At 64.5% G+C, this 16,034-nt stretch carries 12 protein-coding genes, 1 rRNA gene and 1 other RNA gene; 12 read left to right on the top strand and 2 right to left on the bottom strand.

Features of this window, described 5'->3' with window-relative positions:
* The first annotated feature begins 323 nt into the window (after nt 1-323).
* Nucleotides 324-436, top strand: a 5S ribosomal RNA gene (rrf, locus tag KW836_RS24690).
* Nucleotides 437-597: 161 nt separating this feature from the next.
* Nucleotides 598-963, top strand: a complete 366-nt coding sequence (locus KW836_RS24685) for a hypothetical protein (protein ID WP_056569333.1) — start codon at nt 598-600, stop codon at nt 961-963.
* Between the two features lie 470 nt (nt 964-1,433).
* On the opposite strand, the gene KW836_RS24680 is transcribed toward KW836_RS24685, so the two are convergent.
* Nucleotides 1,434-1,712, bottom strand: coding sequence for an SWIB/MDM2 domain-containing protein (locus KW836_RS24680; protein ID WP_006217453.1), 279 nt, complete (start codon nt 1,710-1,712; stop codon nt 1,434-1,436).
* 147 nt (nt 1,713-1,859) lie between these two features.
* Here KW836_RS24680 and KW836_RS24675 point away from each other — a divergent pair, with 147 nt between their 5' ends.
* On the top strand, nt 1,860-3,053 hold the full coding sequence (locus tag KW836_RS24675; RefSeq protein WP_218345033.1) for a M20 aminoacylase family protein: 1,194 nt from the start codon (nt 1,860-1,862) through the stop codon (nt 3,051-3,053).
* On the top strand, nt 3,049-4,128 hold the full coding sequence (gene pyrC, locus KW836_RS24670; RefSeq protein ID WP_218345048.1) for a dihydroorotase: 1,080 nt from the start codon (nt 3,049-3,051) through the stop codon (nt 4,126-4,128). Before KW836_RS24675 ends, pyrC begins: the two co-directional genes overlap by 5 nt.
* A 103-nt stretch (nt 4,129-4,231) precedes the next feature.
* Here pyrC and KW836_RS24665 read toward each other — a convergent pair whose 3' ends face one another.
* Nucleotides 4,232-6,058 carry an ATP-binding cassette domain-containing protein gene (locus KW836_RS24665; protein WP_218345032.1) on the bottom strand — a complete coding sequence of 609 codons (1,827 nt, stop codon included), beginning with the start codon at nt 6,056-6,058 and terminating at the stop codon, nt 4,232-4,234.
* A 119-nt stretch (nt 6,059-6,177) separates the two neighbouring features.
* On the opposite strand from KW836_RS24665, the gene rnpB reads away from it, so the two are divergent.
* The 8 genes from rnpB to murD all read left to right on the top strand — a co-directional run bounded on the left by rnpB (nt 6,178) and on the right by murD (nt 16,033).
* Nucleotides 6,178-6,583, top strand: an RNA gene (gene rnpB / locus KW836_RS24660) — RNase P RNA component class A.
* Between the two features lie 356 nt (nt 6,584-6,939).
* On the top strand, nt 6,940-7,368 hold the full coding sequence (gene mraZ, locus KW836_RS24655; RefSeq protein WP_056322651.1) for a division/cell wall cluster transcriptional repressor MraZ: 429 nt from the start codon (nt 6,940-6,942) through the stop codon (nt 7,366-7,368).
* A 7-nt stretch (nt 7,369-7,375) separates the two neighbouring features.
* Complete coding sequence (gene rsmH / locus KW836_RS24650) at nt 7,376-8,473, top strand: 16S rRNA (cytosine(1402)-N(4))-methyltransferase RsmH (RefSeq protein ID WP_175139419.1); 1,098 nt, start codon at nt 7,376-7,378, stop codon at nt 8,471-8,473.
* Nucleotides 8,473-8,766, top strand: a complete 294-nt coding sequence (gene ftsL, locus KW836_RS24645; RefSeq protein WP_056569320.1) for a cell division protein FtsL — start codon at nt 8,473-8,475, stop codon at nt 8,764-8,766. Before rsmH ends, ftsL begins: the two co-directional genes overlap by 1 nt.
* The gene (locus KW836_RS24640) at nt 8,763-10,493 is read left to right on the top strand and encodes a penicillin-binding protein 2 (protein WP_175125648.1); all 1,731 of its coding nucleotides are present in this window, start codon (nt 8,763-8,765) and stop codon (nt 10,491-10,493) included. Before ftsL ends, KW836_RS24640 begins: the two co-directional genes overlap by 4 nt.
* Nucleotides 10,490-13,345, top strand: a complete 2,856-nt coding sequence (gene murF, locus KW836_RS24635; RefSeq protein ID WP_218345031.1) for a bifunctional UDP-N-acetylmuramoyl-L-alanyl-D-glutamate--2,6-diaminopimelate ligase MurE/UDP-N-acetylmuramoyl-tripeptide--D-alanyl-D-alanine ligase MurF — start codon at nt 10,490-10,492, stop codon at nt 13,343-13,345. The genes KW836_RS24640 and murF overlap by 4 nt, the downstream gene beginning before the upstream one ends.
* Complete coding sequence (gene mraY / locus KW836_RS24630; RefSeq protein WP_105237357.1) at nt 13,335-14,504, top strand: phospho-N-acetylmuramoyl-pentapeptide-transferase; 1,170 nt, start codon at nt 13,335-13,337, stop codon at nt 14,502-14,504. Before murF ends, mraY begins: the two co-directional genes overlap by 11 nt.
* Nucleotides 14,501-16,033 (top strand): UDP-N-acetylmuramoyl-L-alanine--D-glutamate ligase, encoded by a 1,533-nt coding sequence (gene murD, locus KW836_RS24625; RefSeq protein WP_218345030.1) that lies wholly within the window; start codon nt 14,501-14,503, stop codon nt 16,031-16,033. Before mraY ends, murD begins: the two co-directional genes overlap by 4 nt.
* Nucleotide 16,034 lies beyond the last annotated feature (1 nt).

Raw genomic sequence — 16,034 nt, 5'->3', positions numbered from 1 at the left:
CCATCCCGAACAGGACAGTGAAACGCCTTTGCGCCGATGATAGTGGACGGACGTCTGTGAAAGTAGGTCATCGTCAGGCTTTTATTGCTCAAAACCCCGCAGGTATCCCCTGCGGGGTTTTGTCTTTAGTGAGAGACCAGGCCGTTGCGCTGGAGGTTGATTGCGCGATTGGCGCGAACCCTTCCGCGGCTGTAAGCGCCAGGTCCCATTGCAGTAAACCGTAGTGCCCAACAGTGTCAAAGCGGCACTTAAGTAAGACCCAAGATTCGTAAGACCCAAGATTCGAACGATTGACCCTGGTGTCAATTGCTCAAGCAGCTACGCTTGACGACCATAGCAAGGTGGTACCACTCCTTCCCATCCCGAACAGGACAGTGAAACGCCTTTGCGCCGATGATAGTGGACGGACGTCTGTGAAAGTAGGTCATCGTCAAGCTCTTATCCTCAAAGCCCCACCGGTACCCGGTGGGGCTTTGTCTTTGGTGCGTCACTGGCCTGCAAGCCGCGCCAATGCTGAATGTGCCCAAATAACAACGCGCGTGGGCGGGGTGGCTTTGTGCGGTAAGATTGTTCGAGTCAATTCGTTGGAGCGTTATCGTGAGTGATCCCCAGACCCCCGTGCCCGGTACGACATTGGACCTTCGCACGTTGACCCACGTGGCCTATGGCTTGTATGCCTTGGGCTTTCTGACGAGTGGATTTCTGGGCATTGCCACGATCGCGGCTGTTGTGCTCATGTATCTCAAGCGGTCTGACGCGGCCGGCACCGTCTACGCCGGCCATTTCGACTGGCTGCTGCGTACGTTCTGGTGGGCGTTGCTGTGGCTTGCCATCAGTGGGATCGCGACGCTCATCTTCATCGGCTGGATCGGCGTGGCGGCAACCATTGTGTGGGTGCTGTATCGCCTGATACGCGGTTGGCTGTCGCTGCTGGAAGGCACTGCGCCCACGTCTTACGCCTGAGTCCAGGCTGTACCCTCGGAAAGGCCGGCATTGATGCCGGCCTTTTTGCATGCGCCTCGTGTGACGCAGGAGAACTTGCGCGCGGATGTTCCTTGGCTCGCGTGTGCACTCAATGGAATCGGAAAGGACGCGGGCGGCCGCCTTGTTTAGGAGCGGGGCGCTGAGCGTCGATTTAGTTGAGTGCGACGCGCCGGACGCATTCAGAGGCGGCGCGTGCGCCTATCGACGTTGCGTGTGCCGGAGGGGCCATTGAAGTGCGTGAGCATGCAGCTTGTCGGCTTGCAAAGGCGCACCAGTGCTGACGATCAGGCGATGGCGTCGCTATTGAAATCGGGCGGAGATGTCCACGGACGTGGCAATGGGGAACTGCGAGGAGGGGCTTGCTTGGTGGCGTCGAGCTCGCCCGGCCGTAAGCCAGGGCGTCGCGACAATCCAAAGGCAGGGACGTACGCCGTACGCCCTTTGCCTGCTTACTTCAGATGTGCGTTGACCAGTTTGGTCAGTTCGAACATCGTGACCTGATCCTTGCCGAAGATCGGGCGCAGCTTGGCATCGGCGTTGATGTTGCGCTTGTTGCTGGCATCTTGCAGGTTGTGCTTCTTGATGTATTCCCAGATCTTCTTGGTGACCTCGGTACGCGGCACGGCTTCCGAGCCGATGACAGCGGCCAATTCGGCGCTGGGGGTCAGCGGCTTCATGAATGCAGCGTTCGGCTTGCGCGCGGTCGCGGGTTTGGAGGTTGTGGCCATAATGCGGCGCTCCTTCTCTGGCTGTTGGAAAAATTGTCCTGCGGCCGGAGCATAACGTGTCTCTACAGTAAAGACAAAGGCATTTATCCTCTGTAGCAACTAAAATGCACCGACTGTCCCCTCTCTCACGTCATTCTGTAACGTCCTATGTACGCACGTTCTCCGTTGGAATCGATTCGGCTTTTTCATGACGAATTGACGGCGCTCCGGCGCGATTTGCATGCCCATCCAGAACTCGGTTTTGAAGAGGTCAGAACGTCCGGCATCGTCGCGGGTGCGCTGGAAGCGTTGGGCATCGAAGTGCACCGCGGTATCGGAAAAACCGGCGTGGTGGGCGTGATCCGCGGCAAGCGCTGCGACAGCGGCCGCATGATTGGATTGCGGGCCGACATGGACGCGCTGCCCATGACGGAAGACAACACGTTCGGCCACAAGTCGACCAAGCCGGGACTGATGCACGGATGCGGGCACGATGGTCATACCGCAGTGCTGATCGGCGCGGCGAAGTACCTGGCGCAGACCCGCAACTTTGATGGCACGGCAGTGTTGATTTTCCAGCCGGCCGAAGAAGGACGCGGCGGTGCGCGCGCCATGCTGGAAGACGGTTTGTTCGACACGTTCCCTTGCGATGCGATCTATGCCTTGCACAACTGGCCGGGCCTCAAACCTGGCACGATCGGCATCAACCCCGGACCGATGATGGCGGCGGCCGACCGCTTCGAGATCCTGATCACGGGGCGGGGCGGTCACGGTGCGCATCCCTATCAGACGATCGATCCGGTAACGATTGCGGGTCAGATCATCACCGCGTTGCAGACCATCGTATCGCGCAATGTGAATCCGCTGGATTCGGCGGTGCTGTCGATCGGGTCGGTGCAGACCGGGCATCCGGGCGCGATGAGCGTGATTCCGCGCGAGGCGCGCATGGTGGGCACGGTGCGCACGTTTCGTAAGTCCGTGCAGGAGATGGTCGAGACGCGGATGCGCGAGCTGGTGAGTGCCATCGCCGGCGCTTTTGGCGGCACCGCTGAAGTGGTGTACGAGCGCATCTACCCCGCGACGCTGAATACACCGCAGCACGCCAACCTGGTGGCCGACATCGCGACCGAGATGATCGGCAAGGAAAACGTGGTGCGCGACCTGGTACCCTCGATGGGTTCCGAAGACTTTTCATTCATGTTGCAGGCCAAGCCGGGCGCCTACTTCCGTCTTGGCCAAGGCGGCGCCGATTCCGGTTGCCTGCTGCACAACCCGCATTTCGATTTCAACGATGCCGTCATTCCCCTGGGCAGTGCAATGTTCTGCGCGCTTGCTGAACGGGGCATGCCGCTGGCAGATTAAGAAGCCTTCCATGTCTACTCAAAGCACGACTCAACTCACCATCACCCGCCCCGACGACTGGCATCTGCATTTGCGCGATGGCGCGGCGCTTGAAGCCGTGGTCGGCGACACGGCGCGCCAGTTCGCGCGCGCAATCATCATGCCGAACCTGAAGCCGCCGGTCACGACGACGGAACAGGCTTTGGCCTATCGAGGCCGCATCCTGGAAGCGCTTGGCAAGTCGGGCGTCAATCCGGCTTCGTTCACGCCCCTGATGACGCTGTACCTGACCGACAACACGCCCGCTGAAGAGATTGTGCGCGCGCATGAGTCGGGCCATGTCTACGCCGTCAAGCTGTATCCCGCCGGCGCCACGACCAACTCGGACGCGGGCGTGACCGATCTGCTGGGCAAATGCACGAAGGCGCTGGAAGCCCTGCAGAAATGCGGTATGCCGCTGTTGGTGCATGGCGAAGTGACGGATCCGTCGATTGACGTGTTCGATCGCGAAGCCATTTTCGTGGAGCGTGTGATGAAGCCGTTGCGGCGCGCCTTCCCCGCCCTGAAGGTCGTGTTCGAACACATCACGACCAAGGAAGGCGCGGAGTACGTTCGCGATGCGGAAGGTCCGATTGCCGCGACGATCACGCCGCAGCACATGCTCTACAACCGCAATGCCATCTTCCAGGGCGGCGTGCGGCCCCACTGGTATTGCCTGCCGATTTTGAAGCGCGAGACGCACCGTCTTGCGCTGGTCGAGGCGGCGACCAGCGGCAGCCCGCGTTTTTTCCTGGGCACGGATAGCGCGCCGCACGCGCGCGGTCTGAAGGAACATGCCTGCGGCTGTGCTGGCTGCTACACCGCATTGCATGCCATGGAGCTTTATGCGACCGCGTTCGAGGCGGCCGGCAAGCTCGACAAGCTGGAAGGGTTTGCCAGCTTCCATGGCCCCGACTTCTACGGTCTGCCTCGCAATACCGGCACGTTGACGCTGTCGCGCGAGACCTATCAGGTGCCGGAAGAGTTGGCGTTCGGCAACACGACGCTGGTCCCGCTGGCGGCGGGCGAGGCGCTGGAGTGGCGCGCTCACGTCTGAGGACGATCGCGGCTGGCGCCGCATGCAAATGAAAAAGGGGTGAGCGGCTGTGCCGTTCACCCCTTTTTTCCGCCGCGCGGACTATCTATATATAGCAGTCACGTCAAAGCGTGCCATCGCGCCGCGCTTCCAGCAGTTCCCAGCGCGCAAACTTCTCTTCGAGTTCAGTTTCGAGCTTGGCGAGTTCGCCGTTGATGCGGTCGACCTCGGCCGGCGCATCGCGGTAGAGGCTGCCGTCAGCAAGTTGGCCGGCCAATTCAGCTTGCTTCGCTTCGAGCGCGGCAATCGCGTCCGGCAGGCCTTCGAGTTCGCGCAGGTCCCAGGCGTTGATCTTGCCAGCCTTCGCAGGCTTGGGCCGCGCCGCCTTTGCTCGTGCGGCGCCGTCGTCGGCGGGTTTCGCGGCCTTGTCGGCCTCGGCCTGCGGAGCGACAGGCGCCGGGCGCTGTGCGACCCATTCGTCGTAGCCGCCCACGTAATCGCGCCAGTGGCCGTCGCCTTCGTAGGCGATCGTCTGCGTGACCACGTTGTTGAGGAAGGCGCGATCGTGGCTGACGAGCAGCACGGTGCCTGCGTATTCCTGCAGCAGTTCTTCCAGCAACTCCAGCGTTTCGATGTCCAGATCGTTGGTGGGCTCGTCCAGCACCAGCACGTTGGCCGGCCGGGCAAAGAGCCGCGCCAACAGCAGGCGAGCGCGTTCGCCGCCGGACAGGCTGCGCACCGGTGATCCGGCGCGCGCCGGCGAGAAGAGAAAATCGCCCAGGTAGGTCATCACATGCTTGCGCACGCCGCCGATCTCGACCCATTCGCTCCCCGGACTGATGATGTCGACGAGCGAAGCGTTTTCGTCGAGCTGCGCGCGCATCTGGTCGAAGTAGGCGACGGCGACGTTGGTGCCCAGGCGCGTCGCGCCGCTATCGGGCTGCAGTTCACCCAGGATGAGCTTGAGCAGTGTGGTCTTGCCTGCGCCGTTGGGGCCGATGATGCCGATGCGGTCGCCGCGCAGAAGGGTTGTGGAATAGTCGTCGACCACGATCTTGTCGCCGAAGCGCTTGCTGACGTGTTCGAGTTCGGCCACGAGTTTGCCGGAGCGTTGGCCTTCGGCCAGCGCCAGCGACACGTTGCCCACGCGCTCGCGGCGTTCGGCGCGCTGCACGCGCAGGCTTTCCAGGCGACGCACCCGGCCTTCATTGCGGGTGCGGCGGGCTTCCACGCCCTTGCGGATCCAGACTTCTTCCTGTGCCAGCAGTTTGTCGAAACGCGCCTGCTCGAGCCTTTCGGACTCGAGCCATTGGGCCTTGCGCTCCTGCCACTGCGAGAAGTTGCCCGGGAAGCTCAGGAGGCGTCCGCGATCGAGTTCGACGATGCGAGTGGTGACGGCGTCCAGGAACCGGCGATCGTGGGTGATGATGACTGCGGCGCCTTTCCAGGCGCGCAGCATGTCCTCCAGCCAGGCGATGCCTTCGAAGTCCAAATGGTTGGTGGGCTCGTCGAGCAGCAGCAGATCCGGCTCGTCGATCAGGGCGCGGGCAAGCGCGACGCGTTTACGCGTGCCGCCGGACAGGCCGGCGATCTGCACGTCGGCGGGCAGGCCCAGCTTTTCGATGACGGCGCGCGCGCGCGAGGGGCGCTGCCAGTCTTCGTGGTCGCCATCTGCATTGCATACGACGTCAAAGACAGTGGCATTGTCGTCGAGCTCGGGTTCCTGTTCGACGGTGGCCACTCGCAGACTCGAGCTGCGCGCGATTGCGCCGTCGTCGGGCTGTGTGCGGCCGTCGAGCAGTCTGAGGAGCGAGGACTTCCCTGCGCCGTTGCGGCCGATGAGGCCGATGCGCTCGCCGGACTGGATGGCGAAGTCGGCATGGTCCAGCAGTGGATGGTGCCCATATGCGAGCTGGACGTCGGTCAGGGTGATGAGAGTTTCGAGGGCCATGTAGTGTTGGTGTCTGCGGCATCTAAGCGGATCAGCGCGTATTGTCGCAGGAACCCGCCCCGAGGTTCTTGCGGGCGCCCTGGGGACAGAGCGGACGGCTGTAATAGAATACGCGCTGCAAGATGGGTCGGACGATCGCGGTGGGTGCAAGCCCATCGAGGAAGGTCCGGACTCCACAGGGCAGGGTAACGGCTAACGGCCGTCCGGTCGTGTCTTCGGGCATGGCTGAGGAATAGGACCACAGAGACGAGACTGCGGCGCGGGCGCGCTATGCGCGCACTGATACGGCCATCTCCGTATTGCGCCGTCCGGCGACGGGCGGCGGCATCGCAGGGTGAAACGCGGCAACCTCTATCCGGAGCAACATCAAATAGGCATGCGTGCGGCCTCACGGCCGTGAAGGGCGGCTCCGTCCGAGCATGCGGGTAGATGGCTAGAGCGGCTCAGCAATGATCCGCGCAGAGGAATGATCGTCCGCCAGGGCAACCTGGTGTACAGAATCCGGCCTATAGACCCGTCTTGCACTGAATTTTCCCGGCGCGCGCGGATCTGTACGAGGCCGCGCGGCCGTCTGGCGCCCACCGCGCCAGTTGGTTGCCACTTCCAGGGTCGCCCATTTGGCGGGAAGCCTCGCCAATGGGAAGGATCGACCCAGCCCCAGGCGGTAAACCGCAATCGTTAGGCGCTACTTCTTAAGTAGGACTTTTAGAGTATGTCGCAACCTCCTGATTTATTGGGAGGTTTTTCTTTTTGCGAATTTACAAGTTGATCTAAGTCCTTGTTGTGATTGAAAAAATTGCAACCGCTCGCTTGACCGCCCCTTTCCCATACCGTAGAGTGGGAAATAGTAGGAAATTGTGCAATTAAGTGGGGTAAATGTGGTGTTTCAGGGAAGCAGCGCGCTCACGCTGGATGCCAAGGGACGGATCTCCATTCCGACCCGGCATCGTGACGCGCTCATGTCGCAGGCCGAAGGCCGGCTGACCCTGACCCGCCATCCCGACGGCTGCCTGCTGGTGTATCCGCGACCGGAGTGGGAAAAGAAGCGCGAGCAGATCGCCGCTTTTCCGATGACGGCCCGCGCGCTGCAGCGGCTGTTGCTGGGCAACGCTCAGGACGTGGAACTGGACGGCTCCGGCCGGGTCCTGATCGCTCCTGAACTGCGCAACGCTTCCGGTATGACGCGCGATGTGATGCTGCTCGGTCTGGGCTCTCACTTCGAGCTGTGGGACGCCGCTACCCTGGCTAGCCGAGAGGCTGAAGACTTGGCCAAGGGTATGCCGGACGTGTTGAACCAGTTTTCGTTCTGACAGAGTTATGGAATTCGAACATCGGCCCGTCCTCCTGGCGCCGACGGTGGACGCGCTTTTGCTGCCCGGTTTCGGCGGCAAGGGTGCGGCACGGTCGCAGCCGCAGGATGGGCAGGATGTGGCTACGCGAATCGAAAGCGGCGTCTTCGTAGACGGCACTTTCGGCCGGGGCGGCCACAGCCGCGAGTTGCTTGGCCGGTTGGGCAAGCACGCCCGGCTGGTCGTGTTTGACAAGGACCCGCAAGCCATTGCGGTCGCCAACGCGCTGGCGGCCGAGGATGCGCGGGTCACTGTGGTGCATGGGGGCTTTGCCACCATGGCCGAAGAATTGCAGCAGCGCGGCATCGGCAAGGTCGATGGCGTGATGCTGGATCTGGGCGTTTCGTCGCCTCAGATCGACGATGCCGAGCGCGGTTTCTCGTTCATGCGAGACGGCCCGCTCGATATGCGGATGGACACCACTCGTGGTCCCACGGTGGCGGATTGGCTGGCGCAAGCCAGTGTGGATGAGATGCGGGAGGTCATAGCGGATTATGGCGAAGAACGGTTTGCTTTTCAGGTTGCAAAGGCGATTGCTGCTCGCCGCGCAACAAGGCCGCTGCGCACCACGCTCGAGCTTGCCGAGTGCGTCGCCAGCGCCGTCCGCACGCGCGAAAAGGGGCAACATCCGGCCACACGCACCTTTCAAGCTTTACGGATTTACATCAATCGGGAACTCGAAGAGCTCGCGCGCACCCTCGCGTCAGCTTTAGACCTGCTTGCCCCGGGGGGGAGGTTGGCGGTGATCAGCTTTCATTCACTTGAAGACCGCATGGTCAAGCAGTGCATCGCGGCGGCGGCCAGGCCGGCTGCTGCGCATGCACGCCTGCCCCTGCGCGAAAGCGAAATGCCCCAACCCGTTGTGCGATCCCTGGGCAAGGTCGTGGCCGAGGACGATGAAGTCTCGACGAACGCCCGCGCCCGTTCCGCCATCCTGCGCGCGGCTGAACGTACGGAAACGCCGCTGCCCGCTGAGGGCGGCTTTGCATTTGTGAAGATCGGTTCGCTGCCCGGCAGCGACCTCGCCCCGCCGCCCCGGCGTGGCGGCAAGGGAGGGCGCCGCTGATGGGTCGCGTCAACCTGATCGTTGCGGCTTTGCTGATGCTGTCGGCCATTTCCCTGGTCACCAGCCGGTATCAGTCGCGCCAGCTCTTCGTGGAGCTGGGCCGCGATCAGGCGCATGCGCGCGACCTCGAAACCAACTGGCGGCGCCTGCAGCTTGAGCGCGCCGAGCTGGCCCGCAATGCGCGGGTCGACGCCATTGCGCGCGACGGTCTGAAGATGATTCCCATCGTCCCCGACCGTACGCTCTATATGAATCAGGCGCCCGTGCCCGCGGCCGCCGGAGGCACGCAATGAAGCGCGTGCCCTTCTTCGACAATCCCGTGCTGCGCGGAAGCTTGCCTACGTGGCGCGCCCGCCTGGTGCTGATCCTGCTGTTTGGCGGGTTTACCGTGCTGGCCGGCCGCGCGCTGTTCCTGCAAGGATTGTCGACGGAATTCCTGCAGCAGCAGGGCGAGCGCCGCTACGAGCGCACGCTGACGCTGGCCGCCACGCGCGGCAAGATCATGGACCGTAATGGTGCGGTGCTGGCATCGAGTGTGCCGGCGCGCGCCATCTGGGCGATTCCCGAAGACGTGAAGCAGGCCACGCCCGCGCAGCTGGATTCGCTGGCCAAGCTGCTGGACACGCCGGCGGGCGATCTGCGCCGCCGCCTCGTCGACGAGGACAAGAACTTCGTGTACCTGAAGCGCCAGGTCTCGATGGACGTGGCCGACAAGATCAAACAGCTGGGCTTGCCGGGCGTGCACCAGCAGCCCGAAACCCGCCGCTACTACCCGGACGGCGACGTGATGGCCCACGTGGTGGGCTTCAATAGCGTCGAGGACCAGGGGCAGGAAGGCGTCGAGCTGACGTTCAACCAGCAGTTGTCGGGCCGACCGGGAAGCCGCCGTGTCATCAAGGATCGGCTGGGCCGGGTCATCGAAGACGTGCAGGCCGTTACGTTGCCGGTTGATGGCCGGGACTTGCGCCTGTCCATTGACACGCGCCTGCAGTACCTGGTGTTCAAGGAACTGAAGGACGCCATGGACAAGCACCGCGCCAAGGGGGCGACGGCCGTGGTGGTGGATGTGCACACGGGCGAGATCCTGGCGCTGGCCAACGTGCCGACCTTCGATCCGAACAACCGCGAAACCTTCCATGGCGCCAACCTGCGCAACCAGGCGATCACGGATACGTTCGAGCCGGGCTCGATCATGAAGCCCTTTACCGCAGCGCTGGCGCTGGACCTGGGCCGCATCAGCACGTCGACGCAGTTCGAGACGGGCAACGGCCGGTTCACGTATCAGGGCAGCACGATCAGCGACGTGAGCCGCAACGGCACGCTGGATGTGGCGGGCGTGCTGCGCAAGTCCAGCAACATCGGCATGACGATGATCTCCGAGAAGCTGGAATCCCGTGAAATGTGGGATCGCTTCACCGAATTGGGTCTCGGCCAGGCGCCGCAAGTGGGATTCCCCGGCGCCGCGCCCGGCCGTCTGCGTCCGTGGGAACGCTGGCGCCTGATCGAAAAGGCCACGATGGCCTACGGCTACGGCCTGTCCGTGTCGCTGCTGCAAGTGGCGCGCGCCTATACCGTCTTTGCACGTAACGGCGACATGGTGTCGCTGACGCTGGTCAAGCGCGATAGCGATCCGACCAGCGTCAAGATCTACACGCCCAAGACGACCGCGCTGGTGCGCGCCATGCTGGAGGCCGCCACCGGCCCCGATGGCACGAAGGCCGCGCAGGTGCAGGGCTACCGCGTGGCGGGCAAGAGCGGCACCGCGCGCAAGATCGTGGACGGCAAGTACAGCACGCAACGTTACCGCAGCTCGTATGTGGGTTTTGCCCCGGTGTCGGATCCCAAGATCGTGGTGGCCGTGTCCATCGACGAACCGACGATCGGCGGCTATTACGGCGGCGCCATTGCCGCGCCCGTGTTCTCCCATATCGTGGGGGGGAGCCTGAGGCTGATGGGGGTGCGGCCCGACGCACCGTTTGAATCCACGATTGTTGCTGGTATCAAGGAGCCAGGCAGATGAGCGCCAACGGCTTCCACTCTTCCCCTGCCGCCACGGTTGCCGAGACCGTGGCGTGGTTGCATGAGCGCGTGTCGTTGACCGCGCATCTCAAGCTGGACTCGCGCGACATCGAGCCGGGCGACGTGTTCGTTGCTTGCCCGGGACTGTCGAGCGACGGCCGGCTCTATATAGATAAGGCGTTGGCGCTGGGCGCCAGCGCCGTGCTGTTCGAAGCGCCTGCCACCGATGCCGTACAAGCCGCGTCGGCCGGCACGCCCATGCTTGCGGTGACCGGCCTGCGCTCGCTGCTGGGCGAACTGGGCGACACCTGGTATGGCCGTCCGTCGGCGGCGCTGGCCGTGGTTGCGGTGACCGGCACTAACGGCAAGACGTCGTCGGTGCAATGGATTGCCCACGCGCTGAGCCGCAACGACAAGGCTTGCGGCACCATCGGCACGCTGGGCGCCGTGCTGCCCGACGGCCAGACGCTGGGCGGCAGCCTGACGACGCCGGATGTGCTGACTGTGCACCGCACGCTGGCCGCGATGCGCGACGCCGGCGCGAAGGCCGTGGCCATGGAGGCCTCGTCGATCGGCATCGAGCAGGGCCGCATGGATGGCGTGCGCGTGGCACTGGCCGCCTTCACGAATCTGACGCGTGACCATCTGGACTATCACGTCACGATGGAGCGCTACGAAGCGGCCAAGGCGCGCCTCTTCCGCTGGCCCGGCCTGACCGCCGCGGTGATCAACGCCGACGATGAAGCCGGGCGGCGGATGCTGGCCAGCCTGCCGGACGGCGTGACGCCGATGGGTTACAGCCTGAGCGACGATCCTGAAATTCCGGCCGCCATGCGTGCGCGGGACTTGCAGGCAACGTCGCAAGGCCAGATCTTTACGCTGGTGTCGCCGCATGGCGAAGCCCAGATCGTGACGCGCCTTTTGGGCGCGCACAACGTTTCGAACCTGCTGCTGGTGGCGGGCGTGCTGTACAAGCTGGGCCTGCCGTTTGCGCAGATTGCGCGTGAACTGGCGGCGACGGATCCCGTCGATGGCCGTTTGCAGACCGTGGAACCGGCAGTGAGCTTGCCAGCCCATACGGCACGCGGTCCGCTGGTGGTGGTGGACTACGCCCACACGCCGGACGCGTTGTCCCGTGCGCTGCTGGCGCTGCGTGCCGTGGCCACGGCGCGTTCCGGCCGCCTGATCTGCCTGTTCGGCTGCGGCGGTGAGCGCGATCCGGGCAAGCGTCCGGTGATGGGCGCCATTGCCGCGGAGCTGGCCGACCACGTGGTGGTGTCCAGCGACAACCCGCGCACCGAATCGCCCGAGGCGATCGTCCAGCAGATCCTGGCCGGCGTGCCCGAAGCGGCGCATGCCGACGTGCAGGTCGATCGCGCGCGCGCCATCTTGCAGACCATCTGGGCGGCGTCGCCGGAAGACGTGGTGCTGCTGGCCGGCAAGGGTCACGAAACCTATCAGGACATCGGTGGCGAGAAGCTGCCTTTCGATGATCGGGAATGGGCGCGCGTGGCGCTGCTGCTGCAGCAGACGCCGGGCGTGTCCACCGATACGCGCCGTATCGGCGAAGGCGAACTCTTCGTCGCGCTGGTGGGCGAGAATTTCGACGCGCACGACTACCTGGATCAGGCAGCTTCGCGCGGCGCTTGCGCGGCGCTCGTCGCGCACCAGGTTGCCGATGCCGGATTGCCGCAGCTTGTCGTGGGCGATACGCGCGTGGCGCTGACGCGCATCGGCGCCGCCTGGCGTGCCCGGTTCGTGCTGCCCGTGGTGGCGGTGACCGGCAGCAACGGCAAGACGACCACCAAGGAAATGATCTCCGCGATGCTCGCCGAATGGCAGGGCGACGCGGGGCGCCTGGCTACGGCCGGCAACCTGAACAACGACATCGGCGTGCCGCTGACCTTGCTGCGCCTGCGCGCGGGTCATCGCGCCGCCGTGTTCGAGCTGGGCATGAACCACCCCGGTGAAATTGCGCAGCTTGCCGCCATTGCCGCGCCTACCGTGGCGCTGGTCACGAACGCGCAGCGCGAGCACCAGGAATTCATGCACACCGTTGAAGCGGTCGCGCATGAGAACGGCGCCGCGATTGCCGCATTGCCGGCCGATGGCGTCGCCGTGTATCCCGGAGACGAGCCCTACGCAGCCATCTGGGATGCGCTGGCCGCGCCGCGCCGCGTGCTGCGGTTCGGTCTGCAGCCCGGCCTGGACGTCTATGCGGAACAGATCATCGCGGAAGTCGACGCCACGCGCTGCCGTGTCGTGACGCCGGTCGGCGTTGCCGATCTGACGCTGCCGGTGGCGGGATTGCACAACCTGCGCAACGCGCTGGCCGCCATCGCCAGCGCCATTGCAGCGGGCGCGCCGCTCGAGATCGCGGTGCGTGCGCTGGCGGGATTCAGCCCGGTGGCCGGCCGCATGCAGCACAAGCGAATGGGTGACGGAACGTTGCTCATCGATGACACCTACAATGCCAACCCCGATTCGGTCCGCGCAGCCATCGACGTGCTTGCGCGCATCGGCGGCACGCGCGTCCTGGTCTTGGGCGACATGGGCGAAGTCGGGGACAACGGCCCCGCCATGCACGTCGAGGTGGGCAATTACGCGCGCGAGCATGGGCTCGACGCATTCATCACGCTAGGCGAAGCCAGCCGGGCGGCAGCTGCCGCATTCGGCGCTGGCGCGCACGCCTGCGCATCGGTAGACGAAGTCGTTGCCGCCTTGCGCGGCTTGCGCCCGTCCTGCGTATTGGTAAAAGGATCGCGCTTTATGCGCATGGAGCGGGTAGTGACGGCTTTTTCTTTGAATGACGGTACGGCAGCCGCAGGGCAGGGAGAGCAGCATGCTGCTTGAGATCGCCCGCCTGCTTTCCGACGATGTGCGCGCGCTGGGCGTGTTCGAATACATCACCCTGCGCGCCGTCTTGGCGTGCGCGACGGCGCTGGTGATCGGCCTGGTGGCCGGTCCGCGCGTCATCCGCAAGCTGACCGAAATGAAGATCGGCCAGGCTGTGCGCACGTACGGTCCCGAATCGCATCTGGTCAAGACCGGCACGCCGACCATGGGCGGCGTGTTGATCCTGATCTCCATCGCCATCAGCACCTTGCTGTGGGCGGATTGGACTAATCGCTTCGTGTGGGTCGTGCTGCTGGTGACCTTCGGGTTTGGCTGGATCGGCTGGCGTGACGACTACCGCAAGGTGGTCTATCGCGATCCCGAAGGCATGCCGGCGCGTCAAAAATTCTTCTGGCAAGCCACCATCGGCATGGTGGCTGCGGTGTATCTGGCGTTCGCGGTGTCCGCGCCCGCCAACACCGAACTCTGGCCCCTGTTCAAGGCCTGGGTGGGCAGCGGCTTCACGATGGCGCTGCCGACGCGTGCCGACCTGATCGTCCCGTTTTTCAAGACCGTGAGCTATCCGCTGGGCGTGCTGGGTTTCGTGGCGCTGACCTGGGCTGTGATCGTCGGCACCAGCAACGCCGTGAATCTGACCGATGGCCTGGATGGCCTGGCCATCATGCCCACCGTGATGGTCGGCAGCGCGCTGGGCATCTTCGCCTACGTGGTCGGTCGCGTGGACTATTCGAAGTACCTGCTGTTTCCGTACATCCCCGGCGCATCGGAATTGATGGTGCTGTGCGCGGCGATCGGGGGCGCGGGGCTCGCATTTTTATGGTTCAACGCGTATCCGGCGCAAGTGTTCATGGGCGACGTCGGCGCGCTTGCGTTGGGCGGTGCGTTGGGCACGATCGCGGTCATCGTGCGCCAGGAAATCGTGCTGTTCATCATGGGCGGCGTGTTCGTCGTCGAGACGCTTTCCGTGATGATCCAGGTGACCTGGTTCAAGTACACGAAGCGACGTTATGGAACAGGTCGACGCATTTTCCGAATGGCCCCGTTGCATCATCACTTTGAAGTGGGCGGCTGGAAGGAAACCCAGGTGGTCGTGCGTTTCTGGATCATCAGCATGATGCTGGTGCTGATTGGCCTCTCTACGCTGAAGTTGCGATGAACATGATGGAATCCTCCCGCGCTGACGCGCCGCTCGTGCTGATCCTCGGATTGGGCGAGACGGGCGTCGCCGCCGCACGCTGGTGCGCCCGCCTGGGCGCCCGCTTGCGCGTGGCCGACACGCGCTCGGAACCGGGAGGCCTGGCCGCGCTGCGCGAAGCGTTGGCGCAGAACGAAGTGGAATACCGGCTGGGCTGCGACGAGTCGTTTGCCACCGATCTGCTGGATGGCGTGTCGCAGGTCGTGTTGAGCCCGGGTCTGGCGCCCACGCAGGCGCCCGCCGCCGACGTGCTGCGCGAGGCCGAGGCCCGCGGCATTGAAATCGTCGGCGAGATCGAACTGTTTGCCCGCGCGCTGGCGGATCTGGCCGCCCATCGCGAGTATCGCCCGCGTCTGCTGGCCGTGACCGGCACCAATGGCAAGACCACCGTCACCGCGCTGACGCGGCAACTGGTCGAAGCCAGCGGGCTGACGGTCATCGCTGCCGGCAACATCAGCCCCGCGGCGCTGTCCGCGCTGATGGACGCGCTGGACACGGACGCGCTGCCGCAGGTGTGGGTGCTTGAACTGTCCAGCTTCCAGCTTGAAACGACGCGCACGCTGATGGCCGATGCGGCCGTCGTGCTGAACGTGACCCAGGATCACCTGGACTGGCACGGCGGCATGCAGGCCTATGCCGATGCGAAGGGCCGTCTGTTGAAGATGGCGCGCATCGCCATCGTCAATCGCGACGATCCGCTGACCGTTGATATGGTGTCGTCGCTGAACGCCATGAACGTGCGCAGCTTCGGCCGCGATGTGCCTGAGCTGGTGGGCGACATGGGCCTTGAACTGGGACAGGGCGTAGCGTGGCTGACGGCCTGCGAGTCCAACGATTTCGATGAGCCGGCGCCGCCCACGCGGCGCAAGAAGGACGCGCCCGAACCGGTGCGCGCCAAGGGCCGTATGAGCCGCCTCATGCCCGTGGACGCACTGCGCATCCGCGGCATCCACAATGCGCTGAACGCGCTGGCCGCGTTACAGCTTGCCCGCTGCCTGGATCTGGGCTGGGGCGCCATGCTGCGCGCGCTGCGCGACTATGCGGGCGAGCCGCATCGCGCCGCCTTCGTGCGCACCATCGGCGGCGTGGACTACATCAATGACAGCAAGGGCACCAACGTGGGCGCCACCGTGGCCGCGCTGGAAGGCCTGGGCCAGCCCGTGGTGCTGATCGCCGGCGGCCAGGGCAAGGGCCAGGATTTTTCGCCGTTGATTCCCGTCGTCTCGCGCCATGCGCGCGCGGTGATGCTGATCGGCTTGGATGGCCCGGAGATCGGCCGCGTGCTGGAGCCGACCGGCGTCAAGTGCCTGATTGTCGAGACCTTGCGCGACGCCGTGCGCGGTGCGGCCGAACTGGCGCAGCCGGGCGACGCCGTGCTGTTGTCGCCGGCGTGCGCCAGCCTGGACATGTTCCGCAATTACCCGCATCGCGGGCAGGTGTTCGTGGAAGAGGTCGAAGACCTGGCCCGCGACCGTGGAGAGGTGGCATGAA

The sequence above is a fragment of the Achromobacter sp. ACM05 genome (genome assembly GCF_019218915.1).
GTDB classification, from domain to species: domain Bacteria; phylum Pseudomonadota; class Gammaproteobacteria; order Burkholderiales; family Burkholderiaceae_B; genus Achromobacter; species Achromobacter animicus.
Note: the sequence above shows the minus strand (reverse complement) of the source record. Positions and strands in the feature narration are given on the sequence as shown.

Coding starts and splice junctions, on each gene's coding strand:
- KW836_RS24680 (WP_006217453.1), bottom strand. CDS start 1,712: ATGGCCACAACCTCCAAACCCGCGACCGCGCGCAAGCCGAACGCTGCA.
- KW836_RS24675 (WP_218345033.1), top strand. CDS start 1,860: ATGTACGCACGTTCTCCGTTGGAATCGATTCGGCTTTTTCATGACGAA.
- KW836_RS24665 (WP_218345032.1), bottom strand. CDS start 6,058: ATGGCCCTCGAAACTCTCATCACCCTGACCGACGTCCAGCTCGCATAT.
- rsmH (WP_175139419.1), top strand. CDS start 7,376: ATGGAATTCGAACATCGGCCCGTCCTCCTGGCGCCGACGGTGGACGCG.
- ftsL (WP_056569320.1), top strand. CDS start 8,473: ATGGGTCGCGTCAACCTGATCGTTGCGGCTTTGCTGATGCTGTCGGCC.
- KW836_RS24640 (WP_175125648.1), top strand. CDS start 8,763: ATGAAGCGCGTGCCCTTCTTCGACAATCCCGTGCTGCGCGGAAGCTTG.
- murF (WP_218345031.1), top strand. CDS start 10,490: ATGAGCGCCAACGGCTTCCACTCTTCCCCTGCCGCCACGGTTGCCGAG.
- mraY (WP_105237357.1), top strand. CDS start 13,335: ATGCTGCTTGAGATCGCCCGCCTGCTTTCCGACGATGTGCGCGCGCTG.
- murD (WP_218345030.1), top strand. CDS start 14,501: ATGAACATGATGGAATCCTCCCGCGCTGACGCGCCGCTCGTGCTGATC.